Consider the following 23023-nt stretch of genomic DNA (forward strand, 5'->3'; position numbering starts at 1 on the left):
TCGTTGATCTCCAAGCGGCGCGGACGCTTAGTCCACGCACGCAACCGGCGCGGCCGTCTGAGGTTCCGCTACCCGCACCGCCGCGCCGGGCGAGCGCGGAGAATCACACCTCACGCAGCGCCGCGATCGGGCAGACCTTCACCGCCCGCGCGGCCCGGTCCCGGTACTCGGCCGGGATCTCCGCGTCGTCGAAGTGCATGACGAGCTCGCCCTCGTCGTCCAGCTCGAACAGCTCGGGAGCGACGTCCTCGCAGAGCCCGTGCCCCTCGCAGCGCTCCCTGTCCACCGTGACCTTCATGCTCCTGCCTCTCCTGTTCCTGTCGTTCGAACCCGTGCCTGTCGTCCGAAGCGGCGAGACGCCGGCCCCCCTTGGCGCGAAGCCGCCTCAGACGTGCAGGCGGACTTCCAGCGTTTCGATGCCGCGGATCGTGTTGTGCAGCCGCCAGACCGGTTCGCCGACCTCGATGCGGCTCACCTTGTTCGCCAGCGACGTCAGCAGCGAGTGGCCTTCCAGCCTGGACAGCGCCTGCCCGACGCAGCCGTGGATGCCGTGCCCGAAACCGACGTGCTCGCCGGAGTTGGCCCGCTTGATGTCGAACTTCTCCGGCGCGTCCCACTGGTTCTCGTCGCGGTTGGCCGAGCCGTACAGCAGCAGGACCCGCGAGTCCGCGGGCAGTTCCGCGTCCCCGATCGCCTTCTGCCGGGTCATCAGCCGGGTGAAGCCGCGCAGCGGGGACTCGAACCGGATGATCTCGTTGAAGGCACCCGGGATCAGCGAGCGGTCCTCCCGGATCTCCCGGTACTGGTCCTCGTGCGTGCCCAGCAGCCACAGCAGGCTCGCCAGCGCGCTGACCGAGGTGTCCATCGACGGCGCCAGGAAGTCGCCCAGCAGCGCGGGGAGCAGCTCCTTGCCGATCTCGCCCCGCTCCGCGTCGGCCACCAGCTGGGCGCCCCAGCTGTCCGGGCGCAGGTTGCCCGGGATCGACATCCGGTGCAGGAACTCGCCCATCTCCTGGAGCAGCGGGATCCCGGCCAGGGTCCGCTCGTTGGCCGGGCCGAAGGCGTTGAACCCGGCCGAGGCCCAGTCCAGCAGCCGCTCCCGGCCCTCGTCGATGGGCCAGCCCAGCAGGTCGGGCACCAGCGCCAGCGGGAACGCCTGGCCGAAGTCGGTGACCGCGTCGAACGAGCCCTTCTCGATCAGCTCGTCGACCAGCCGGTCCGCCCACTCCTGGACGTAGGCGTGGAACTGGCGCAGGGCCTTCGGGGTCAGGTGCTTGGCCACCATCCCGCGCACCAGGTCGTGGTACGGCGGGTCGCTGGTCAGGCTGCTGCCGTGCTGGGCCTTGTTCAGTCGCTCGGTGATGCCCACCCCGGAGGCGGAGGAGAACGTCTCGTGGTCGTGCAGCGCGTCGTAGACCGGCTGGTACCGGGCCACGGCCCACACCTCGTAGCGCTCCAGCCACACCGCGGAGCCGAGCCCCCTGAGCTCCCGGTAGGCCTCGTACGGATCTCTGATCACTTCGTCGGAGTACAGATCGATGTCGGACTTGGGAAGCACGGTGGTCACGCGGAGCTCCTTGGTTCGAACCGTTCCCGCGCGGCAACCACCGCGCGGGAACGGGTTTTCTCGGTCCGGAGATGTCTTCAAGCGGCGCAGCCGCTTAGCCCACCCCGCCGACCGGCACCGCCGCGGGTTCTCAGGCGTTCGCCGGCGAGGACAGCTTTTTCCGTCGTATTGGACATACGTCGGAAAAAGAACCCGCAGCCAGCGGGCGCCTGAGGTTCCGCCACCCGCACCGGTACGCAAGGTGAGTTCGAAGACAAGTCCTAAGCGCGCGCAGCCAGCAGCTGCGCGTTCACCACGTCGATGAGTGCACGCGGTGTGTCCACATCGGTCATCTCGGTTTCCTCGAGTTCGACGCCGAACTCGCGGCTGATCCGGCTGCCGGTCTCCAGCAGCGCCAGCGACTCGTAGCCCAGGTCCTCGAACGGGACGTCGAGGATGTCGCCGTCGAGGTCCGCGCCCTCGCCCGCGCCCTCGCGCAGGATGCGCTTGAGGTCCTCGATGCCGAACTGCTTCGCGGTCATGCCTGGTGGTCCTCTCCTCGGCTGTTGGCTGTCAGTTCGTGCTTCACGCGGCCCGGACCACCAGCGCGGCGTTGAACCCGCCGTGGCCCCGCGCCAGCACCAGCGCCGTGCGGACCGGGGTGTCCCGCCGCTCGCCGGTGACCAGGTCGATCCGGTACTCCGGCGCGCGCTCCACGTTCACCGTCGGCGGGATGACCCCGTCCCGGATCGACAGCAGCGCCGCGGCCACGTCGAGCGGGGCGGCACCGGCGTAGAGCCGGCCGGTCATCGTCTTGGGCGCGGTGACCGGCACGCCGTGCGGTCCGAACACCGCGCTGATCGCCTCCGCCTCGACGCGGTCCAGTTCCGGAATGGCGGCGGCGTCGGCGAACACCACGTCCACCTCGGCCGGGCGTACCCCGGCGTCGGCGAGCGCGATCTCGATCGCCTTGCGCAGCCCGGGTTCCCGGCCGCTGCCCGGCTTCGGGTCCATCGTGGACCCGTAGCCCGCGATCTCCCCGTACACCGACTCGGCCCCGCGCTCGCGCGCGGCGTCGGCGTCCTCCAGCACCAGGTGGGCGCCGCCCTCACCGGAGACGTGGCCACCCGCCGCGGCGTCGAAGGGCAGGTAGGCCCGCTCCGGATCGTCCTCGGTGGACATGCGCTCGCCGGACATCTGCGCGACCCAGCCCCACGGGCAGACCGAGCCGTCGACGCCGCCGGAGAGCACCAGCGAGGTCCCCTTGCCGATCAGGCGGCGCGCCTGCCCGATCGCGTCCAGCCCGCCTGCCTGGTCGCTGACCACCACACCGCTGGGGCCCTTCATCCCGTTGCGGATGGAGACCTGGCCGGTGTTGACCGCGTAGAACCAGGCGTAGGACTGGTAGGCGCTGACGTACTTGCTGCCCTTGCTCCACAGGTTCTCCAGCTCGCGCTGGCCGAACTCGAACCCGCCCGCCGAGGCCGAGGTGACCACACCGGCCGAGAACTCCGGCAGCTCCCCGGGCTCGACCCCGGCGTCGGCGAACGCCCAGTCCGCGGCGACCAGCGCCAGCCGGGTCATGTGGTCGGTCGTGGGCAGCAGCCTGCTCGGCAGGTGCTCCTCGGGGACGAACCCGGGCACCTCGCCCGCGAGCTTCGCCGGGTAGCCGGTCGCGTCGAACCGCGAGACCGGTCCGATCCCGCTGCGGCCGTCGCGGGTGGCGGCCCAGAAGTCGTCGGTGCCGAGTCCGTTGGGCGCGGTGACCCCGATCCCGGTCACCACCACTGCGGCGCTCATGCGGCGCTCCTCTCCGGTGTGGTCAGCACCATCGCGCTCTGGAACCCGCCGAACCCGCTGCCGACGGTCAGCACCGTGTCGGTGCGGTGCTCGCGGGCCTCCAGCGGTACGTAGTCGAGGTCGAGTTCCGGGTCCGGGTTGTGCAGGTTCGCCGTCGGCGGCACCACGTCGTTGTCCATCGCCAGCGCGGACGCGGCGATCTCGATGGAGCCGATCGCGCCGAGCGAGTGCCCGACCATCGACTTGATCGAGCTGACCGGCACCCGGTGGGCGTGCTCGCCGAGGCTGCGCTTGAACGCGGCGGTCTCGTGCCGGTCGTTCTGCTTGGTGCCCGAGCCGTGCGCGTTGACGTAGTCGATGGCCTCCGGCGCCAGCTGCGCCTCGTCCAGCGCGACCCGGATCGCCTCGGCCATCTCCAGGCCGTCGGCCCGCAGGCCGGTCATGTGGTAGGCGTTGCAGCGGGAGGCGTAGCCGGCGATCTCGGCGTAGATGTGCGCACCCCGGCGCCGCGCGCTTTCCAGCTCCTCCAGCACGAAACCGGCGGAACCCTCGCCCAGCACGAACCCGTTGCGGGTGCTGTCGTACGGCCGCGAGGCGTGCTCGGGGTCGTCGTTGTGCACCGTGGTCGCCTTGATCGCGTCGAAGCAGGCGACGGTGATCGGCGAGATCGGCGCGTCGGTGGCGCCGGTGATCATCACGTCGGTGACACCGGTGCGGATCAGCTCGCAGGCGTAGCCCACCGAGTCGATGCCCGAGGTGCAGCCGGTCGAGACCACGGTGCCCGGCCCCTCCGCTCCCGCCGCCCACGCGACCTCGGTCGCGAACGAGCTCGGCACCAGGTGCTGGTAGAGCTGCGGCGGCGCGTAGGTGTGGTCGACCAGCCACTTGCTGCCGTCGTCGCTGACCACCCGGTACTCGTCCTCCAGGCTGATGGTGGCGCCGACCGCGCTGCCGATGCTCACGCCCACCCGGTGCGGGTCGAGCTCGTGCATCTCCAGGCCGCTGTCGGCGATCGCCTCGCCGGTGGACACGACCGCGAACTGGGCGGCCCGGTCCATCCGCCGGATCTCCTGCGGGCGCAGCCCGGCAGCGGCGGCGTCGAAGTCCACCTCGGCGGCGACCTTGGACCGGTACGGCGCGGGGTCGAAGAAGGTCAGCGTGCGGGTCGCGGTGCGGCCCTCGGTCAGCAGGCTCCAGAAGTTCTTGGTGCCCACCCCTCCGGGGGCGAGGACACCGATCCCAGTGATTACCACTCGACGTCTCACCAGAGACTCCTCCTGTCGATGGCGGCCCACCCGCCGTTGCCGGCGGGCCGCCAGGCGTTGCTTGGCGGGCCGACCGCGTCGTCGGCCCCGGGTCCGAACACCTCGCCCGGTCAGAGCAAGGTCCCTCCGGTGGCGTCGATCCACGCCCCCGTCGTCCACCGGCCCTCCGGGGAGGCCAGGAACCCGACGACGTCTGCGATGTCGGCGGGAGTGCCCAACCTGCCGAACGCGGACAGACCCGCCAGAGCGGCGCGCAGGCCGGGGTCGCGCAGCGCGGGGTCCCCGTTGTCCACCACGCCCGGGGCCACCGTGTTGACCGTGATGCCGCGCCTGCCGAGCGGACGCGCGAAGTGCAGGGTGAGCATTTCCAGCGCCGCTTTGGACATGGCGTGCACGGTTTCCCGCGGTTGCTCCCCGGGTTCGGCGGTGCGGGTCAGCCCGGACGAGATGTTGATGACCCGCCCGCCGTCGCGCAGGAGCCCGAGCGAGTGCTGGACGACGAAGAACGGCGCCCTGGCGTTGATCGCGAGCACCCGGTCGAAGTGCTTCGGGGTGACCTCCTCCACCGCCGCGCGCCCCTGCACGGCGGCGTTGTTGACCACGATGTCGAGGTGCGCGGTGCCGAGCCGCTTCCGCAGCGCGGAGCCGAGTTCGCTGAACAGCCACTCGACGTCGCCCGGCACCCCGAACTCCGAGGCCACGGCGAAGGCGCAGCCGCCGACCGCCTGGATCTGCTCCACCGTCTCCGCCGCCGCGTCCGCCCGGCCCTCGTCCGCGTCGGTCTTCGGGCCGTGGTGCACGGCGACCAGCGCGCCCTCGGCCGCCAGCCGCTTCGCGATGGCCGCGCCGATCCCGCGGCTGGCGCCGGTCACCAGGGCCACCTTGCCGCCGAGCCGGGTCATCGCGGCACTCCGAACCACCGGCGCAGGCTCACCGGCAACGGTTCGTCCGATGTGGACCGCCAGGCGACGTAGCCGTCCGGGCGGACCAGGAACGCCTGCCCCGCGGCGTCTTCCGCCGGACGCGCCGCCACCAGGTCGACGCGGTCCGCCCAGCCCGCCGCGGCCTCCCGGAGCCCCTCGTCGCCGGAGAGGTCGAGCAGCAGACCTCGCCCGGACCGCAGCAGCTGGGTCGTGCTGCCGCCGTCGAGTTCGATCCGCGGCATCCGCGCGCCATCCGGCCCGTAGCGGACGTCGAGACCGCTGGCGGTCGCGACGATGTTCGCGCGGGCGTCGGGCAGCTCCAGCAGCTCGCTGAGGACGGCGCGCATCGCGTCCACCTCGGGGCCGCCGAGCAGCAGCAGCTCCTGCGCGGCGACGTCGTCGAGCACCGCGGCGCCCACCGCGTGCCGCTCGTCGTGGTAGCTGTCGAGCAGGTTCTCCGGCGCCCAGCCCCGGATCTGCGCGGCCAGCTTCCACCCGAGGTTGAACGCGTCCTGGAGACCGAGGTTCAGCGCGTGCCCGCCGATCGGCATGTGCACGTGCGCCGCGTCCCCGGCCAGCAGGACCCGGCCGCGCCGGTACTCGGCGGCCTGCTTCCTGGTGTTGTCGAAGGAATCGACCCAGACCGCGGTCCCGGCCCCGATGTCCTCACCGGTGAGCTTCGCCCAGGTCCGCACCACCTCGTCGAACGGCGGCGCGGCGTCGCGGACGGGGACCGGCCCGCCGAACTGGTGCACCATGACCCGGGTGACGCCCGCGCGGGTCGCCGCGACCGCGAGCCCGTGCTCCAGCCGCTCGAACCGGCGGTCCCGCACGTCGATCCCGGTCACGTCCGCCCGCAGCAGCTCCCTGGTCGGGTCCGCGCCCACGAACTCGATGCCGGCCAGCCGCCGCACCGCGCTGTCCGCGCCGTCGCAGCCGACCACGTAGTCCGCGGGCACGTGCACCGTGCCCTTCGGCGTGGCGAACTCGGTCTCCACGTGGTCACCGGCGTCGGTCAGCCCGCGCAGCTCGTACTCGCGGCGGAAGTCCACCCCGAGCTCGGCCACCCACTCCCGGAGCGCGGATTCCGTTTCGTACTGCGGGAACTTCCACAGCCCGTCGTGGGCGCTGTCGGTGCCCGACACCTCGACGGGCAGCCCGGCGTAGTGGCCGCGGTCGACGTGCTCGATCCCGGCGAAGCGGCCGAGCAGGTCCCGCTCGTCCAGCAGCTCGACGGTGCGCGCGTTGAGCTGCGAGGCCCGCGACTCGGTCATGGGCGCGGCCAGCCGGTCGGCCAGCAGCACCTCGATCCCGCGCAGGCGCAGCTCGCCCGCGAGCAGCAGGCCGACCGGGCCCGCTCCGACGACCACGACCTCCGGCCCGGTCATTTCCGGCGCTCCGCGAACTCCTTGGCGTGCCGGAGGGTCGCGAGGCTGTTGTTGCCCAGCGCGTTGCGGACGAAGTTGCGCGCCTGCTCGACGTCGGCGTCGGCGCCGAGGATCTCCTCGATGTTGGCCTCGTTGATGATGACCGTGTGCTGCGAGGTGGCGTGCACGCCCTCGTCGTTGTCGACCAGCGTCCACTTCCCGGTGTGCAGCGTCATCAGCGCGGGCACCTGGGTCTGCTTGTAGACGATCCGGTCGTGCGGGAAGCAGACCCGGACCGACTTCGTGGTGTGCACCGAACCGTCCTTGGTCCGGGTGTCCATCTCCAGCAGCTGGAGCCCCGGCGTCTCCTCCTCCAGGCGCACCTGGGCGACGTGCGGCAGCCGCGCCTCCCACAGCTGCGCCTCGTTGATGAAGTCGTAGACGTCCCGGGACCTACCGCCGATCTGCACCGAGTCCTCGAAGGTCAGCAGCAGCTCGGCGGAACCGTGCGCGAGCTCGGCGTTGGCCTTGAGCGCGGCGAGCTCGGCACCGCTGTTGCGGTCCACGGCCCGGTCGATCCAGGCCAGCGAGTCCGGGTCGTCGTCGATCGCCCGGTAGTCGTGCAGCAGCCGCACCCGCGACTCGTTCTCCGAGACCGCCTCGATGATCCAGGTGCCGCCCATCGCGGCCACCGGCGGCGTGGAGACCTCCTGGCGGAACTCGATCCGCAGGTCCTCGGGGGTGAGGACCCGGCGGGACTTCCAGGTCTTGGGCGCGCCGTTGGCGACCGCCCAGATCTGGATCCGCTCCTCGCGCTCGCCGCGCTCCAGGCACTCGACGTGCACGCTGGGCGGGAACATCAGCGGCCAGTTCTCCACCTCGGCCAGCAGTTGGTACAGGGTCTTGGCGGGCGCCTGCACGGTGATCGAGTGCTCGACTTCCCGGGTTCCGGGCTGGGACATCACGTCACTCCTGGATGAGTTCGGGGATTGCTGCTGAGTGCGAAAAGAGCCGTCGACCCGCTCTAAAAGTTGCCGAGGCCGCCGCAGACGTTGATGGCCTGCGAGGTCACCGATGCCGCGGTGTCGGTGACGAGGTAGCCGACCATCCCCGCGACCTCCTCCGGCGTCGAGTAGCGCCGCAGCGGGATCTTGGCGTTGAAGCGCTCCAGGATGTCTTCCTCGGTGGTGTTCCAGGCGTTGGCGTAGCCCTGCCGGACCCGCGCGGCCATCGGCGTCTCCACGTAACCGGGGCACACCGCGTTGACCGTGATCCCGGTGGCCGCCAGCTCGTTGCCCAGCGCCTTGCTGAAGCCGACCACGCCGTGCTTGGACGCCGAGTACGGCGCCGCCAGCACCACGCCCTGCTTGCCCGCGGTGGAGGCGATGTTGACGATCCGGCCCCACGACTTGTCCCGCATGCCGCCGACGCTGAGCACGTCGCGGGTCATCAGGAAGACGCTGTTGAGGTTGGTGTTGACGACGTCGAACCACAGCTCGTCGGTCAGGTCCGCGGTGACCCCGCCACCGCTGCGGCCCGCGTTGTTGACCAGGATGTCGATCGGCCCGTACTGCTCGGTCGCGGCCTCGACGAAGCCGCGGATCTCCTCGGCCGAGCGCACGTCGCAGGTGCTGCCCTGGACCTCGAAGCCCTCCTCGCGCAGCTCCTTGACGGTCAGCGCGACGTTGTCTGCGTCCCGCGCGCACAGGAACACCTGGTGGCCCTGCTCGGCCAGGTGCCGGGTCACGGCCAGGCCGATGCCGCTCGTCGCACCGGTGACGATGGCGGTCTTGGTTTCCTTGCTGGACATGGGAGAACTCCAATCCGGTGTGGTGGTGGGAAGTCGGTTCACGCCGCGCCGCCGGGGAGCGCGGCGCCGGGTCACGCCTGGTTGACCACGTCCAGGAGCTTGCGGGGGGTGGTGGCGGCGGTGGCCGCGTCGTCGTCGATCGTCAGCCCGTACTCGCGGCTGATCCGCGCCGCGGTCTCCAGCAGCGCCAGCGAGTCGTAGCCGAGCTCGGCGAACTCGGTGTCCAGGATGTCGCCGCTGAGGTCGACGTCCTCCTGCTCGCCCGCGCCCTCGCGCAGGATCCGGGTCAGGTCGTCGAGGGTGAGCTTGGTTCGGGTCATCGCGGTGTCCTTGCCCTTCTGGTCGTCAGCCCGGTCAGGACTGCTGTTCCCAGTGGTAGAAGCGGGTGGCCATGGCGTCCGCGGGCGAGCGCCAGGTCTCCGGGTCGTAGGCGTTGATGTAGGGCCGCAGGTCGTTGCTGATCCCCACGAACAGCGGGTGCGAGCGGGCCGAGTCGATGGCCTCGCTGCCGTGGTCCGAGTCGAAGTCCTGCAGGTGGAAGTACAGGCCCTGGTAGGAGAACAGCTGCCTGCGGCGGGTTCCCATGCGCTCGGGCATGTCCGTGCGGTCGAAGTCGGCGAACAGCTTCGACACCGGCTCGGTCGACGCGGGATCCATCCGGGCGACGATCAGCGTGCTGTGCATGCGTGCGCTCCTTCTCTTCTTCGGTGCGGGAACTCGGGGACCGGCGTCAGCCGGCCAGCGCGGGTGAGCGGTTCGCGAACCAGCGCTCCAGCGCGGCGGCCGGGTCGGCGCCGCCGGGCGCGGCCCAGGCGAGGTAGCCGTCGGGGCGGACCAGCGCGGCGGTGGTGCCCGCCAGCGGGGTGCCCTCGGGAGCGGTCGCGGTGACGACTTCGAGGTCGTGGCCGGTGATCTCGCCGCGGAGCCCGGCGTCGTCGGCCAGGTCCAGCAGCAGGCCGCGGCCCCGGCGCAGCAGCTCCAGCGTGCGCGCCGGTCCGGACGCGGTCCGGATCTGCTGGTCGGGCAGCCGCATGCCCAGCAGCGGGTGGTCGCCCTCGCCCACGTCGTAGCGGACGTCGAAGCCGCTGACCATGCCGGACAGGTGGCGGCCGACCGAGTCGAGCCGCATCAGCGCGGTCATCCGCTCGCGCAGCGGCTCGACCTCGCTGCCGCTGAGGTAGAGCAGTCCCTGCGCCTGGGTGTTCAGCAGCACCCGGGCGCCGACCGGGTGGCGCTCGTCGTGGTAGCTGTCCAGCAGTCCGGGCGGGGCCGTCCCGGTCACCTCGGCGCCGAGCTTCCAGCCGAGGTTGACCGCGTCCTGCACGCCGACGCTGAGGCCCTGGCCGCCCGCGGGCAGGTGGATGTGCGCCGCGTCGCCCGCCAGCAGCACCCGGCCGCGGCGGTACCGGGTGGCCTGCCCGGTGGCGTCGCTGAACGAGCTCACCCACAGCGCGGTCGCGCCGCTGATGTCCTCGCCGGTGAGCCGCTGCCACGCGCCCGCGACCTCGGCGAAGCTCGGCGGGCCGGTGCGCCGCCGCGGCGGGGTGCCGCGCTCGCAGACGATGATCCGGTCCACGTCGTCGTGCAGCCGCGCGGCCATCACCATGCCGCCTGCGACCTTCTCCCCGATGAACCGGGCGCGCAGGTCGCAGCCCCGCACGTCGGCCAGGAACATCTCGCAGGTCGCCGGGGTGCCGACGAAGTCGAAGCCGGCCAGGGCCCGGACCGTGCTGCGCCCGCCGTCGGCGCCGACCAGGTAGGCGGCCCGGAGGCGCTGCGGACCGGCGGAACCGGTGACCGCCACCTCGACGAGGTCGCCCAGGTCCTCGACCCCGGTGACCTCCAGCCCGCGCCGGATGTCGGCGCCCAGTTCGGCGGCCCAGCCACCGAGCACCGCTTCGGTCTGGCTCTGCTCGACGTTGCGGACCCCGAAGTGGGAGCCCTCGAGAACGCTGTAGTCCAGCGGGATGCCGCCGAAGTGCCCCTTCGGGCTCGCCTCCGCGGACTCGAACCGGGAGAGCAGGCCGCGCTGGGCGAACAGCTCGGCGGTCCGGGCGGTGAAGCCCAGGCCGCGGGACTCGGTCGTCGGCTCGGGCAGCCGGTCCAGCACCACGACCTCGGCGCCCGCCAGCCGCAGCTCCCCGGCCAGCATCAGCCCCACCGGGCCCGCACCGACCACGATCACCTCGGCGTCCAGTTCCCTGGCCTGGTCCCCAGGTGTGACCGCACGCGGGAAAGAACCCATTTCCCCCACCTCGAATCCGGCTGCGGATGGCAGCAATTCACGAGCGCCGAAGAACTTCGAACGACTCCAGTATTTCCACGCCGAAGTCGCCGTTTCAAGGAGTTCCGAGTGCGGGTTTCTACAATTCTTTCGAAGAAAACACAAGAACTACAGGACGACCGCAGAATCGCGTCACCGAAGTGCAAAATCCACGCAAAGAGTGATCTTGCGCACATACTACCCCGCCCCGACCGCAATCCGCATCCCCACCCCGGGACAAAAGGGCGGCGAACGCAAAAAAGCCCGGCGGCGGCGCTCCCGAGAAGGAGCACCGCCACCGGGCGGGCACAACTTCGGCTAAGGACCGAGCCGGAAACCGACTCCGCGCACCGTGATTATGGACGACCTCGATCCGAGTTTATTGCGCAGGGTGCTGATGTGGGTGTCTATCGTGCGACTGGTAAGTGACGAGTCGTCCTTCCAGACCGCTGCCACTATCCGCTCGCGGGAGAACACCGCACCGGGCTCGGAGGCCAGCAGCGCGAGCAGGTCGAACTCCTTCCTGGTGACGAACACCAGGCGGTCGTCGACCCGGACCTCGCGGGTCCGGGGGCTGATCACCAGGTTCCCGTGCGCGAGCAGCTGGCCGGGGACCCGCCGGGGTCGCATCCGCCGCATCACCGCGTGCATCCGGGCCACCAGCTCCTGCAGGCCCACCGGCTTGACCACGTAGTCGTCCAGGCCGGCGCGCAGGCCGATCACCCGGTCGACCTCGGTGTCCCGCTCGCTGGTGGCGATGATCGGGATGTCGCAGTGCGCCCGGATCCGGCGGCAGACCTCCAGCCCGTCGAGATCGGGGAGTTCGAGGTCGAGCAGCAGCAGCTCGAACTCGTGCACCGACTCCATGGCCGCCGCACCCGAACCCGCGGCGTCGACCACGAACCCGTGCCGCCCCAACTCCCGCCGGAGGCCGTCGGCCGCTGTTTCGTCTCCCTCCACCAACAATACTCGCACGTTTAACGACCCCTTAATAAAGAGGAGCAGGCACCAAACGCGCGGATTGCCGAACCGCAGCGAACGGAAAGTATCCTCTCCCCCGGCCCACCAGTTCCGACACTGCGGTGATCAACCGTATCCATACCTGTTCAGACTCCCGCTTCTCAACGTAGGGATACCAGTCCGACAGAAGACCCCGAGACAGCATTTCAATCACGCAACCGGACCGTCCACACATCCGGATGCCGCCCGGGTCCACGGCATCGCCCCCGAAGGAGACAGCAAAACCAAGTTAATCCTTGTGCTCCCCAGTCCCCGCAATGCGCCAGTGGCAAGAAATGTACACGCGGTTGTTTCTGCTGTCATCAGGGTGCGAACCGTTCACTCGTTCAGCGTAGGACCCTGATCGATACTGATCCGAAGGAACCAGCGAAACGGATCTGTTCGACATCGTGCAATGGCCCGAACAGGGCATTGCACGTTCATCGGCCGCCCGGCGAAGCCTCCGGGCCGATTTGTGAATTTTTCTCGACCACCGCGGACCGAGCGTTAATGTCCCCGATCATTTACACGTTTAAGAGCGTCCGCCCCATGAAAAAACCCGGTGGGGAACCCGGGCCGCCGAGCGGCCCGGAGATCCACCACCGGGCGGACTTCCAGCGGGCACCGGGCCCGCGGTGACCTCAGCCGACGGCCCCCGCGGCAGGCACCCTGCGCTGCCGCTCGCGCGCGAACGACAGCGCCTCGTCCCAGCTCACCGACTTCCTGATCAGCGAGCGGTACTTCACGATGTCGGAGGGCCGGTTCACCGCCAGCACTCCGGTCAGCCGGGCGTCCGAGCGGTACAGGGCGACGAACCGGCGACCGTCCACGTCGCCGAAGACCTCGACCTCGTCCGCGTCGGGAACGCCGGCGAACTGGATCCGGGTGCCGTACCAGTCGGACCAGAAGTACGGCACCACCGAGTACGGCTCCCGGGCCCCGGTCACCGCGTTGCGCGCGGCGTGGGCGCCCTGCTCGGCCGCGCTCGTCCAGTGCTCCAGCCGCATGCGGCGGCCGAACAGCGGGTTGTGCCACCGGGCGACGTCGCCTGCCGCGTGCACGCCCGGCACCCCGGTCGCCAACGAGTCGTCGCAGACGATGCCGTTGTCGATCTCCAGCCCGGACCCGCGCAGCCACGCGGTCGACGGGGTCGCGCCCAGTCCGAGCACCACCAGGTCCGCAGGCAGGCTGCTGCCGTCGGACAGCAGGACCCGCTCGACCCGGCCGTCGCCCTCGATCCCGGCGACCTGCGCACCGCAGCGCAGATCGGTGCCGTGCGCCCGGTGCAGCTCGGCGCACACCGACCCGAGCTCGGTGCCGATCGCGCGGACCAGCGGGGTCGGCTGCGCCTCCAGCACGGTGACCGGCAGCCCCCGGCCGCGCGCACTGGAAGCGACCTCCGACCCGATGAAGCCGGCGCCGATGACGACGGTCCGCGCACCGCCGTCGAGCGCCCGCCGGACCGCCCGCGCGTCGTCGACGGTCCGCAGCGCGTGGACGCCCGCGAGGTCGCCCGCACCCGGCAACCACCGCGGGCCCGCCCCGGTGGTGATCACCAGCGCGTCGTAGCCGATCTCGTCGTCGTCCACCGAGACCACCCGCCGCTCGGCGTCGAGCTCCCGCGCCGGGGAGCCGAGCCGGAGCCGCACGCCGAGCTCCTCGGCGTACCCCGCGCGGTCGCGCAGCACCGGGAGGGCGGGTTCCTCCTCGGCGGCCAGGAACTGCTTGGACAGCGGGGGCCGGTCGTAGGGCAGGTGCGGTTCGGCACCGATCAGGGTGATGTCACCGGTGAACCCGGCGTCGCGGGCGCCTTCGACGGCGCGGAGGCCGGCCAGGGACGCCCCGACGACCACCAAGTGCTGGACCACGGTTGACTCCTCACGCGAGGTCGCCGGGCGGCGATCAGCGGAAGCGGTCGGCGTTTTCGAGCGCCCACTGCTCGTAGCTGCGGGCGGGCTTGCCGGTCACCTTCTCGACGGTGGGGACGATGTGCAGCTCCTCCTCGGTCGGGCTGCCGATGAAGTCCAGGGTCGCGTCCACGATCTCGGCGGGCATGTGCGCGATCATGGCCTCCCTGGCGGCTTCCCGGCTGATCTCGACGTACTCCAGCTCCCGGCCGATCGCCTTGCCGATGGCCGCGACCTGCTGGCCCGGGGTGACCAGTTCCGGTCCGGTCAGCTGGTAGACGCGGTTGTCGTGGCCGTCCTCCAGCAGCGCCGCGCGGGCGACCGCGGCGATGTCGCCGGGGTGGATCGTCGGCAGCGCCACGTCGGCGAAGGGCGCGTGGACCACGCCGCCCTGCACCATCGGGGCCCAGCCCAGGGTGTTCGACGCGAACCCGCCGGGGCGCAGCGAGGTCCAGCTCAGCCCGGAGTCGGCGATCGCGTGCTCGGCCTGCAGGTGGTCGTGGCCGATGGTGGACTCCGGCCTGGTCTTGGTGGCCACAGTGGACAGCAGGACGACCCGCTCCACGCCGGCCTCCTTGGCGGCCCGCAGCACGGCGGCCTCGTTGCCGCACTGGAACAGGAAGATGCCCTTGACGCCGGCCAGCGCCTCGCCCAGCGACTCGGCCCTGCCGAGATCGCCCTCGACGACCTGCGCCCCGGGCAGGTCCACCCCGGCCGCGTTCCGGGTCAGGCCCCGGACCTCGGCGCCGGCATCCACGAGTTCCTTGACCAGTGCGCGTCCCACATTGCCGGTCGACCCGGTAACCAGGATCATGTCGTCTCCGCATTCATCGATCCGTCATCGGCGGAAGTTCCCGCCGGTTCGCAACGCAGATCCTTCTTGTTCGAGATAAGTCGAGGTCAAGCGACTGTGGCCTTCGTCACCCGTATTTGAACAATGCCTGACCGGCCCGACATCGCGGTTTTTGAAAGAATTGACGTGGATTTGACGTGGCACTGTCCCGGTGCTCGTTTGACACGCGCACCGGAGCGGCCGACGATTTCGGATCGTGCACCCCGCCGAGCAAGCTGCTGACGGAATTCGCGAAATCATTCTCGACGCCTCCGGAACCCCGATCTCGGCACTGCTGGCCGAACCACCGCACCCGCCGCGCGCGGTGGTGCTCGCCGTGCACGGCGGCGGCATGCGCGCCGGGTACTTCCACGGCCGGTCCACCGAGGACCAGTCGCTGCTGTCCCTGGGCGCGAAGCTCGGCTTCACCGTGCTCGCGGTGGACCGCCCCGGGTACGGCCGCAGCGCCGACCACCTGCCGCACGGGCTGTCGCTGGCCGACCAGACGGACACGCTCGCCGACGCCCTGCACGAGTTCGCCCGGACGCGTCCGGTCGGAGCGGGGATCTTCGTGCTCGCCCACTCCTACGGCGGGAAGCTCGCGCTCAGCACCGCCGCCCGGCGCCCCGATCTCGACCTGCTCGGCCTGGAGATTTCCGGCTGCGCGGAGCAGTTCGCGCCGGGGGTGCGCCAGTTCCTGGAGGACCCCGACCGCAGGCCGTGGTGGCTGCACTGGGGCCCGCCGCACCTCTACCCGCCGGGGACCTTCGAGCAGGCCCGCGAGATGGTCGCGCTGGCGCCGCTGCGCGAGGTCGAGGAGGCGACCGAGTGGCCGGAGACCTTCGCCCGGCTGGCGCCGGCGGTAGCGGTCCCGGTGCACTTCACCTTCGCCGAGCACGAGAAGTGGTGGCGCCACGACGAGGTGGCGCTGCGGTCGATCGCCGACCGGCTGTCTGCGGCGCCCCGCGTGGAGGTGCACCGGCACCCCGGCGCGGGGCACAACATCAGCCTCGGGCAGACCGCGCGCTCCTACCACCTCAAGGCGCTGTCGGTGGCCGAGCAATGCATCGCGGAACGGGAACTGGCCCACCTCGGAAAACCGCGCCCGGAACCGCTGGTCACCTCGGCGGAATGACCTCCCGCCGGAACGCGCCGGAATTCTTCCGGCGCGTTTCGGCGGGTGCTCCAACTTTTCCCGACCTGGGGAAAAACGTTTTCAGTGACGGTGTGCCACGGCCGGCGCATCCCACTCCGGGAACGGGTCGTCATAATCACGCCACACGTGCTCGCCCGCAGCTGCTTCGGCATCGGTGAGCAAACATTTCTCCAGTTCCGCAAGCAGCGCTTCCCGGTCCAGGCCGACGCCGATGAACACCAGTTCCTGCGATTCCACCGAATCGCCCGCGCCACCCTGCGGCTCGAACCGGGCGACCGCGCCCGCCTGCGACCAGAGCCCGACGACATCGGGCCGCGAGGCCAGCCGGAAGAAGCCCTTGGACCGCACGATCGAACCGAACCGCGGTTCGTCCATCGTGGACACGAAGTCGAACAGCCGTCCCGGGTGGAACGGCCGCCGGGAGCGGAACACCAGGCTGCCGATGCCGTACTCCTCGGTCTCGGGGACGTGCTCGGCGCCGTTGAGCTCGGCGACCCAGCCCGCCGCCTGCCACGCGCGGTCCACATCGAACAGTCCGGTGCCGACGATCCGCTCCACCGGCACCCGCCCGAAGCTGCCGCGGACCAGCTGCGCGGCGGGGTTGAGCCTGCGCAGCGTGGCCTCGATCCGGTCCAGCTCGGCCGGATCGACGAGATCGGTCTTGTTGAGCACCAGCACGTCGGCGAACTCGACCTGGTCCACCAGCAGGTCGCTGATCGTGCGCTCGTCGTCCTCGTACTGGTCGATGCCGCGTTCCGCGAGCCCGTCGCCGCGCGCGAGTTCGGCGCCGAAGTTCGCGGCGTCCACAACGGACACCATCGTGTCCAGCCGGGCTCCGGAGAGCAGCGGCGCGCCGTCCTCGCCGGCGAACGAGAACGTCGCGGCGACCGGCATCGGCTCGGACACGCCGGAGGACTCGATCAGCAGGTAGTCGAACCGGCCCGCCGCGCACAGCCGGTCGACCTCGGTCAGCAGGTCGTCGCGCAGGGTGCAGCAGATGCACCCGTTGGTCATCTCGACCAGCCGCTCCTCGGTGCGCGACAGGCCGTCGCGGACCAGCGCGCCGTCGATGTTGATCTCGCTCATGTCGTTGACGACGACCGCGACCCGCAGGCCGTCCCGGTTGTGCAGGACGTGGTTGAGCAGCGTCGTCTTGCCCGCGCCCAGGAACCCGGAGAGCACCGTCACCGGTAGCCGATCGTGCACAGCATCCCTCGCATTATTGGAAATGAATGTCATTGTATAGTCCGCACGCGAGAGGACCCCGTCTCCCCACATCTCGCGAAAGGCCGCCCATGCAGCACAACCAGGAACACCGGATCGGGGATTACATCGTCCGCGCCGCCAGGCCCGAGGACGCCGACGGCGCCCGCAAGGTCATGCTCGACACCTTCTACCGGGAGTTCGGGCACGGCTACCACGCCGCCTGGCACGCCGACGTCGTCGACATCGAGGGCGCGTACCTGCGCAACCCGCGGCACGCCCTGTTCGTCGCGGTCCGGGACGGCCTGGTCACGGCCACCACGGCGGTCCGCTCCCAGGGCCCGAAGTGCCCGCCGCACCCGCAGTGGATCGTCGACCGCTACGCGGGCACCGCGGCCCAGCTCTTCCGCGTCTACGTCGACCGCGACCACCGCAGGCACGGTCTCGCCCGCGCGCTGGTCGAGATGGCCCGCGACTTCGCCGCGAGCACCGAGGGTTACGAGACGATCTATCTGCACACCAATCCCGCGATCACCGGCGCCGAGCCGTTCTGGCGCAGCGTCGCTACCGAGGTCTATGACGCGCGCGGTTCCGGGCACAGTCCGAGCATTCACTTTGAGATTCCGTTGTCTCGTAGTGCGGTGGGGCGTCGGGCGGCTTGAGGTTGGGGGGGCCGTAGGGCCGATTCGGAGTCCGGTAGGGCTCGTGGTTCTGGGGCTCTCGCCGACCCCAGACCCCCGGCAGGTCTCCGGGACCGAAGCGGCTCTGCCGGTTCGGGTTCCGTTGCGTGGGTGGTTCCGGGGCGCTCGCCGCCCCCGGACCCCAGGCAGGTCTCCGGGATGAGTGGGGGCTGTCCGGCTGCGGTTCGGTTGGGGTGGTTCTCATCCCGTCGACCTCCACGGAGGGCTATCAGACCGCGTCAAGGGGGCCGTTTGTGTTGGTCCGCTGCGGTTTTGCTGGTCGGTGCCCCCTTGACACGGTCTGATCGGGCTGCGCCAGGTCGACGGGATGAGAACCAAACCCCGCCCTTGTAGGTGGGGGCATTTGCTGGGCGCGTTGGGGTGGGTGGCGGCAAGTTCCGTTTCGCCCCTAGCCCGAGTTCACCACCTCGCCGGATGCCCGTGCCAGTGCACTGGTCACCGGGTGCCGCGGTGCCCGCAGCACCTCCGCGGTCGAGCCGGTCTCGACGATCTCGCCCTGGTCGACGACCGCGACCCGCTCCGCGATCTCGGCCACCACGGCTAGGTCGTGGGTGATCAGCAGCAGGGCGCAGCCGGAACCGTCCTGCAATTCCCGGAGCAGCTGGAGGATTCCCGCCTGGGTCACGGTGTCGAGGCCCGACGTGATCTCGTCGCAGATCAGCAGGTCCGGTTCCGCCAGCAGGGCCCGCACGAGCGCCGCTCGCTGCAACTCCCCGCCGGACAGCGACATCGGTCGTCGCCGGACCGCGTCCTCCGCCAGTCCGACGCGTTCCAGCATCGCCAGTGCGCGGGACCGGGCGTCCGGGCGGGACGTGCCGCGCAGTCGCTCGGCGGTTCGGGCGACCTGGTCCACGACGGGCACGAACTCGTTGAACGAAGCCCGGGCATCTTGGAACACGTACTGGACGCGGGCCAGCTGCTCGCGCGTTCGCCCGCGCAGCCTCGGGGAAAGTCCCTCGCCGTCGAGCACGATCTCCCCGGCGCGCCTGGGGTGCAGCCCGGCGACGCACCTTGCCAGTGTCGTCTTCCCGCTGCCCGAGCGTCCGACGACCGCGATCCGCTCACCCGCGCCGATGTCCAGCGTCACGTCCCGGAGCGTGTTGGTTTTCCCGTGCCCTGCCACCAGATCTCGCACCGACAGCAGCGGTTCCCCGGTGCGCGCCGGAACCGGATCGACCGCGCCGGACGGCTGGGACGCCACCAGTCGCCGCGTGTACTCGTGCTCCGGTGAGCTCAGCACGGATTTCGCCTGCCCCGCCTCGACTATCCGCCCCTCGCACATCACCAGCACCTGGTCGGCCAGCGACCGCACGACGTCGAGATCGTGCGTGAGCAGCAGGACCGCGATGCCCTGGGCCGTGAGCACGCGCAGCTCCTCGACGATCTGCTCGCGGGTCAGGGCGTCCTGGCCCGTCGTCGGTTCGTCGGCTACCACTACGCGCGGACGGCACACCAGCGCCTGGGCCAGCACGACCCGCTGCTGCTGCCCGCCCGACAGCTGGTGCGGATAGCGCCGCAACGCCTCCTCCGGCAGCTGCGCGCGGCGCAGCGCCTCCAGCACCCGCTCGCGCGCCACGCGCCGCCGCTCGCCGCGCGGGCCCGGCGCGGTGTGCCGGAGCGCCATCTCGGTCAGCACCGGGCCGATCCGCCGCACCGGGTTGAGCGCGGCCGAAGGCTGCTGCGGGATGTGGCCGACGACCGGGCGGTCCTCGTCGGACCCCGCGATCTCGATGCGCCCCTCGACCACCGCACCGGGCGGGTGCTCGCCGAGCAGCGCCAGCCCGGTCGTGGTCTTGCCGCTGCCGGACTCGCCGACCAGCGCCGTCACCTCCCCGGCTGGCAAGGCGAAGCTCACCCCGTCGACCAGCCGTCCGCCGCCGAGCGACACCACCAGGTCCTGCACTTCGACCGCCGTCATCGGCGCACCTCCGAGCGGTTGCGCCACCACTGGTCGAACACGAGGTTCACTCCCACCGACAACGCGATGATCAGCAACGCGGGCAGCGCGACCGCCCACGGCTGGATGAACAGTCCGGTGCGGTTCCGGTCGACCATCGCCGCCCAGTCGCTGGTCTGCGGCGACACCCCCACACCGAGGAAGCTCGCGGACGCGACCAGGTAGATCGCCCCGGTGAACCGGGTGCCGAGGTCGGCCGCCAGCGTCCGGCCCATCGCCCGCGCCACGTAGCCGACGCCGATCCGCAACCGGCTCTCCCCCTGCAACCGCATGGCCTCCACCGCGGGCCTGCCGGACAGCGACAGCGCCGAAGCCCGCGCGATCCGGACCACGTCCGGCAGGTTGATCAGCACCACGATCCCGACCAGCACCCACAGCACGTTCGGCGCGATCGACGCGAGCAGCAACAGCACCAGCATCGACGGGATCGCCAGCACGAGGTCCAGCGGGCGCATCACCACCTCGTCGAGCAGCCGGTTCCTGGTCATGCCCGCGACCAGGCCGAGCGGAACGGCCAGCAGGTACGTCGCCGCGGTCGCCAGCGCCGCGACGAGCACGATCGAACGACCGCCGAGCAGCACCTCGTTCCACACGTCCCGGCCGACGAAGTCGGTGCCGAACAGGTGCCCGCCGCCGAGCGTGAAGGCGGCGTCCTTCGCCGTGTCATCGGACGCCAGCAGGGGTCCGAAAACGGCCAGCAACAGCGGAATCCCAAGCAGCACCCCGCCGAGCAGATAACGTCTCATCGGCAGACCTCTACGAGTTGACGGAGCTTCCACCGGCCGATCTGTTCGAGTTGGCAGGCCCGTCACCGTCCCACCTCCGACGTGGGCGCCAGCACCCGAGCCGCCACATCAGCCGCCAGGTTCACCAGCACCGTGGTCGTCGCGAACACCATCGCCAACCCCTGGATCACCGGCAGGTCCCGGGCCGAGACCGCCTCCACCAACGTCGTGCCCAGGCCCGGGACCACGAAGATCGCCTCCACCACGATCACCCCGCTGATCAGCCAGTCGGTGGTCCGGGCGAGCTGCTGGGCCGCGGGCGCGATCGCGTTCGGCAGCGCGTGCGCGAGCTGCACCCGCGCACCCGCCAGCCCGGCCCGGCGCGCCTGCCGGACGTAACCCGAGCGCAGCGCCTCGATCATGCCCGCTCGGATCAGCCTGCTCAGCGAGCAGATCGGCCGCAGCAGCAGGACCAGCACCGGCAGCACCAGCACCCCCGGCCGCGCCAGCAGATCCGTCCCGACCGCGGTGGGCGGGAACCAGCCCAGCCGCACCGCGAACACCGTCACCAGCAGGATCCCCATCGCGAACTCCGGCACCGAGTACAGCCCGAGCGTCGCGGTGGTGACGGCGCGGTCGACCGCACCACCCTCGCGGTTGGCCGCCCACACGCCCAGCCCCACCGAGATCGGGATGAGCAGCGCCAGCGTCAGCACCGCGAGCAGCACGGTCGGCCCGAGCGTCGACCCGATGATCTCGGCGACCGGGCGCGGCCCCACCAGGGAGGTGCCGAAGTCGCCCGTCGCCGCACCCAGCATCCACTCCCACAACCGCTGCCAGGCGGGCTCGTTGAGCCCGAGCTGTTCCCGCAGCAGCGCGATGATCGCCGGGTCCGGGTTGTCCCCGGCGATCGTCACCGCCGCGTCGCCCGGCAGCGCCTCGGTCAGGAAGAACACCGCCACCATGACCAGCAGCACCTGGACCGCGCCGAACAGGATCCGCCGCAGCACGTAGCCGGTCAGGCTCACCCCAACCACACCTTGTCGAACCGCGCCCAGTCCAGGGTGTTGGCCGGCGCCCGGTCGTCGATGCCGCCGACGTTGTGGGCCGAGGCCACGATCCAGTCCGACACGCCCCACCAGACGAAACCGCCCTCTTCGAAGAGCTGGCGCTGCATTTCGAAGTACAGCTCACCGCGCCGCGCCTCGTCCAGTGTGGACTGCGCCTCCTGGTAGCGGGCGTCGAACTCCGGGCGCTTCCACTTCGTGTTGTTCGTGGTGGAACCGGTCAGCAACCGCTGGGAGATGTGCGACTCGATCGGCATGCCGCCGGAGCGGTAGCTGGCGATCACGCCCTGCTTGGAGATGTCGGACCAGTAGGTGTCCTTGTTGCCCAGCCGCACGTTGAGCGTGATCCCCGCCTTGCGGGCCTGGTCGGCGATGGCCAGCGCGCCCTCGCGCAGCCCCGGCGAGACGTCGGAGGTGTCGAGGTCGACCACCAGGTTCTCCGCCCCGGCCTGCTTGAGCAGCGCCTTGGCCCGGTCGATGTCCTGGCCGCGCTGCGGCAGCGAGTCGGCGTAGTACTGGTAGCCCTTGCCGAACAGGTCGTTGCCGACCTGGCCCGAGCCCTGCAGCACCGACCGCACCAGCTCCTCGCGGTCGACGAGGTGGAAGAACGCCTGCCGCACCTCGGGCTTGTCGAACGGCGGCCGGTCCACCTTCATCGCCAGCGCGTGGAAGTTGCTCATCGGCAGCCGGTGGATGGCGACCTGGCCGGAGCTCTCGTGGCTGCGCGCGGTCGTCGCGGTCAGGTCGTGGGCGTACTCGACCTGACCGCCCAGCAGCGCGTTGACCCGCGCGGCCTCGTCGTTGCTGATGACGATCTCCAGCTCGTCCAGGTGCGGCGGCCCGTCCCAGTAGTCCGGGTTGCGGGTGGCCAGGAAGCTGCGCCCCGGCTGGAAGGACGCGAACCGGAACGGCCCGGAACCGATCGGCCGGTCGAAGTTCTCCGCGCCCTCCGGCACGATGTAGGCGCCCAGCGTGGCCATCGCGTTCGGGAACTCCGCGTACGGGCGCTTCAGGCGGAACTCCACGGTCCGGTCGTCGATCGCCCGGCTGGCCGGCAGGTCGATCACCGACAGGCTCGCCTTCGCCCGGCGGCTGCTGTCGGCGCGGGTGATGCGCTCGTAGCTGTGCAGCACGTCGGCCGCGCGCACCGGTCTCCCGTCGTGGAAGTTGGCCTGGCGCAGGGTGATCCGCCAGGTCGTCAGGTCCGCGCTCGGCTCCCAGCGCTCGGCGAGGCGGGGCTGCGGCGACATGTCGGAGCCGTAGTCGGCGAGCTTGTCGAACAGCGCCTTGGCCCGCGCGATCTCGGAGTACAGGTCCGTCTCGTGCGGGTCGAGCACCTCGTCCCCGCCCCCGCCGGGGAAGGCGGCGCGGAGGCGCCCACCGGGCCGCGGAGCGCCCGGGCCGGACGCCGCGCCGCCCGCGCAGCCGGTGAGCGCGACCGCGGTCGCGGCGGTCAGGCCGAGGAAGGCGCGGCGGTTCGTGCGGAAGGTCATGGCAGATCT

The 23023-nt window shown here is 71.0% G+C and carries 22 protein-coding genes; 2 read left to right on the forward strand and 20 right to left on the reverse strand.

The annotated features are described in order from the left end of the window. Positions 1-103: 103 nt before the first annotated feature. The 15 genes from ABD691_RS12640 to ABD691_RS12710 all read right to left on the reverse strand — a co-directional run bounded on the left by ABD691_RS12640 (position 104) and on the right by ABD691_RS12710 (position 14694). Positions 104-298 carry a ferredoxin gene (locus ABD691_RS12640; RefSeq protein ID WP_344679808.1) on the reverse strand — a complete coding sequence of 65 codons (195 nt, stop codon included), beginning with the start codon at positions 296-298 and terminating at the stop codon, positions 104-106. Positions 299-385: 87 nt separating this feature from the next. Continuing rightward, entirely contained in the window at positions 386-1567 is a 1182-nt protein-coding gene (locus ABD691_RS12645; RefSeq protein WP_344679809.1) for a cytochrome P450, read from the reverse strand. 260 nt (positions 1568-1827) lie between these two features. Further along, the gene (locus ABD691_RS12650; protein WP_344679810.1) at positions 1828-2088 is read right to left on the reverse strand and encodes an acyl carrier protein; all 261 of its coding nucleotides are present in this window, start codon (positions 2086-2088) and stop codon (positions 1828-1830) included. A 43-nt stretch (positions 2089-2131) separates the two neighbouring features. Next, entirely contained in the window at positions 2132-3346 is a 1215-nt protein-coding gene (locus tag ABD691_RS12655; RefSeq protein WP_344679811.1) for a ketosynthase chain-length factor, read from the reverse strand. Further along, entirely contained in the window at positions 3343-4611 is a 1269-nt protein-coding gene (locus tag ABD691_RS12660; RefSeq protein WP_344679812.1) for a beta-ketoacyl-[acyl-carrier-protein] synthase family protein, read from the reverse strand. Before ABD691_RS12660 ends, ABD691_RS12655 begins: the two co-directional genes overlap by 4 nt. A 110-nt stretch (positions 4612-4721) precedes the next feature. Beyond that, a complete protein-coding gene (locus tag ABD691_RS12665; protein WP_344679813.1) occupies positions 4722-5531 on the reverse strand; it encodes an SDR family oxidoreductase in 810 nt (269 codons plus the stop codon). After that, positions 5510-6922, reverse strand: a complete 1413-nt coding sequence (locus ABD691_RS12670; RefSeq protein WP_344679814.1) for an FAD-dependent monooxygenase — start codon at positions 6920-6922, stop codon at positions 5510-5512. The genes ABD691_RS12665 and ABD691_RS12670 overlap by 22 nt, the downstream gene beginning before the upstream one ends. Then, entirely contained in the window at positions 6919-7863 is a 945-nt protein-coding gene (locus ABD691_RS12675; RefSeq protein ID WP_344679815.1) for an aromatase/cyclase, read from the reverse strand. Before ABD691_RS12675 ends, ABD691_RS12670 begins: the two co-directional genes overlap by 4 nt. Before the next feature lie 62 nt (positions 7864-7925). Further along, positions 7926-8711 (reverse strand): 3-oxoacyl-ACP reductase FabG, encoded by a 786-nt coding sequence (gene fabG, locus ABD691_RS12680; RefSeq protein ID WP_344679817.1) that lies wholly within the window; start codon positions 8709-8711, stop codon positions 7926-7928. Positions 8712-8782: 71 nt separating this feature from the next. Then, positions 8783-9031 carry an acyl carrier protein gene (locus ABD691_RS12685; RefSeq protein WP_344679818.1) on the reverse strand — a complete coding sequence of 83 codons (249 nt, stop codon included), beginning with the start codon at positions 9029-9031 and terminating at the stop codon, positions 8783-8785. 34 nt (positions 9032-9065) lie between these two features. Then, positions 9066-9395: a TcmI family type II polyketide cyclase gene (locus ABD691_RS12690; RefSeq protein WP_344679819.1), complete on the reverse strand. Its 330-nt coding sequence runs from the start codon at positions 9393-9395 to the stop codon at positions 9066-9068. A gap of 46 nt (positions 9396-9441) precedes the next feature. Further along, positions 9442-10956, reverse strand: coding sequence for an FAD-dependent monooxygenase (locus tag ABD691_RS12695; protein WP_344679820.1), 1515 nt, complete (start codon positions 10954-10956; stop codon positions 9442-9444). A gap of 336 nt (positions 10957-11292) precedes the next feature. Further along, positions 11293-11949 (reverse strand): response regulator transcription factor, encoded by a 657-nt coding sequence (locus ABD691_RS12700; protein WP_344679821.1) that lies wholly within the window; start codon positions 11947-11949, stop codon positions 11293-11295. A 665-nt stretch (positions 11950-12614) separates the two neighbouring features. After that, entirely contained in the window at positions 12615-13841 is a 1227-nt protein-coding gene (locus ABD691_RS12705) for an NAD(P)/FAD-dependent oxidoreductase (RefSeq protein WP_344679822.1), read from the reverse strand. Between the two features lie 34 nt (positions 13842-13875). Beyond that, complete coding sequence (locus ABD691_RS12710; protein ID WP_344679823.1) at positions 13876-14694, reverse strand: NmrA family NAD(P)-binding protein; 819 nt, start codon at positions 14692-14694, stop codon at positions 13876-13878. A 235-nt stretch (positions 14695-14929) separates the two neighbouring features. Between ABD691_RS12710 and ABD691_RS12715 the strand changes: the two genes are divergently transcribed. After that, entirely contained in the window at positions 14930-15847 is a 918-nt protein-coding gene (locus ABD691_RS12715; protein WP_344679824.1) for an alpha/beta hydrolase, read from the forward strand. 81 nt (positions 15848-15928) lie between these two features. Here ABD691_RS12715 and ABD691_RS12720 read toward each other — a convergent pair whose 3' ends face one another. Further along, a complete protein-coding gene (locus tag ABD691_RS12720) occupies positions 15929-17074 on the reverse strand; it encodes a GTP-binding protein (protein WP_344679825.1) in 1146 nt (381 codons plus the stop codon). An 89-nt stretch (positions 17075-17163) separates the two neighbouring features. Here ABD691_RS12720 and ABD691_RS12725 point away from each other — a divergent pair, with 89 nt between their 5' ends. Further along, complete coding sequence (locus ABD691_RS12725) at positions 17164-17733, forward strand: GNAT family N-acetyltransferase (RefSeq protein ID WP_344679826.1); 570 nt, start codon at positions 17164-17166, stop codon at positions 17731-17733. A gap of 427 nt (positions 17734-18160) precedes the next feature. Here ABD691_RS12725 and ABD691_RS12730 read toward each other — a convergent pair whose 3' ends face one another. The 4 genes from ABD691_RS12730 to ABD691_RS12745 all read right to left on the reverse strand — a co-directional run bounded on the left by ABD691_RS12730 (position 18161) and on the right by ABD691_RS12745 (position 23014). Continuing rightward, the gene (locus ABD691_RS12730; RefSeq protein ID WP_344679827.1) at positions 18161-19690 is read right to left on the reverse strand and encodes an ABC transporter ATP-binding protein; all 1530 of its coding nucleotides are present in this window, start codon (positions 19688-19690) and stop codon (positions 18161-18163) included. Continuing rightward, positions 19687-20475, reverse strand: coding sequence for an ABC transporter permease (locus ABD691_RS12735; protein WP_344679828.1), 789 nt, complete (start codon positions 20473-20475; stop codon positions 19687-19689). The genes ABD691_RS12730 and ABD691_RS12735 overlap by 4 nt, the downstream gene beginning before the upstream one ends. A 62-nt stretch (positions 20476-20537) precedes the next feature. Next, the gene (locus ABD691_RS12740) at positions 20538-21482 is read right to left on the reverse strand and encodes an ABC transporter permease (protein WP_344679829.1); all 945 of its coding nucleotides are present in this window, start codon (positions 21480-21482) and stop codon (positions 20538-20540) included. After that, on the reverse strand, positions 21479-23014 hold the full coding sequence (locus ABD691_RS12745; protein ID WP_344679830.1) for an ABC transporter substrate-binding protein: 1536 nt from the start codon (positions 23012-23014) through the stop codon (positions 21479-21481). Before ABD691_RS12745 ends, ABD691_RS12740 begins: the two co-directional genes overlap by 4 nt. Positions 23015-23023: the final 9 nt, after the last annotated feature.

Origin of the sequence: Saccharopolyspora taberi, from assembly GCF_039534165.1 — a bacterium.
Taxonomy (GTDB): Bacteria; Actinomycetota; Actinomycetes; order Mycobacteriales; family Pseudonocardiaceae; genus Saccharopolyspora_D; species Saccharopolyspora_D taberi.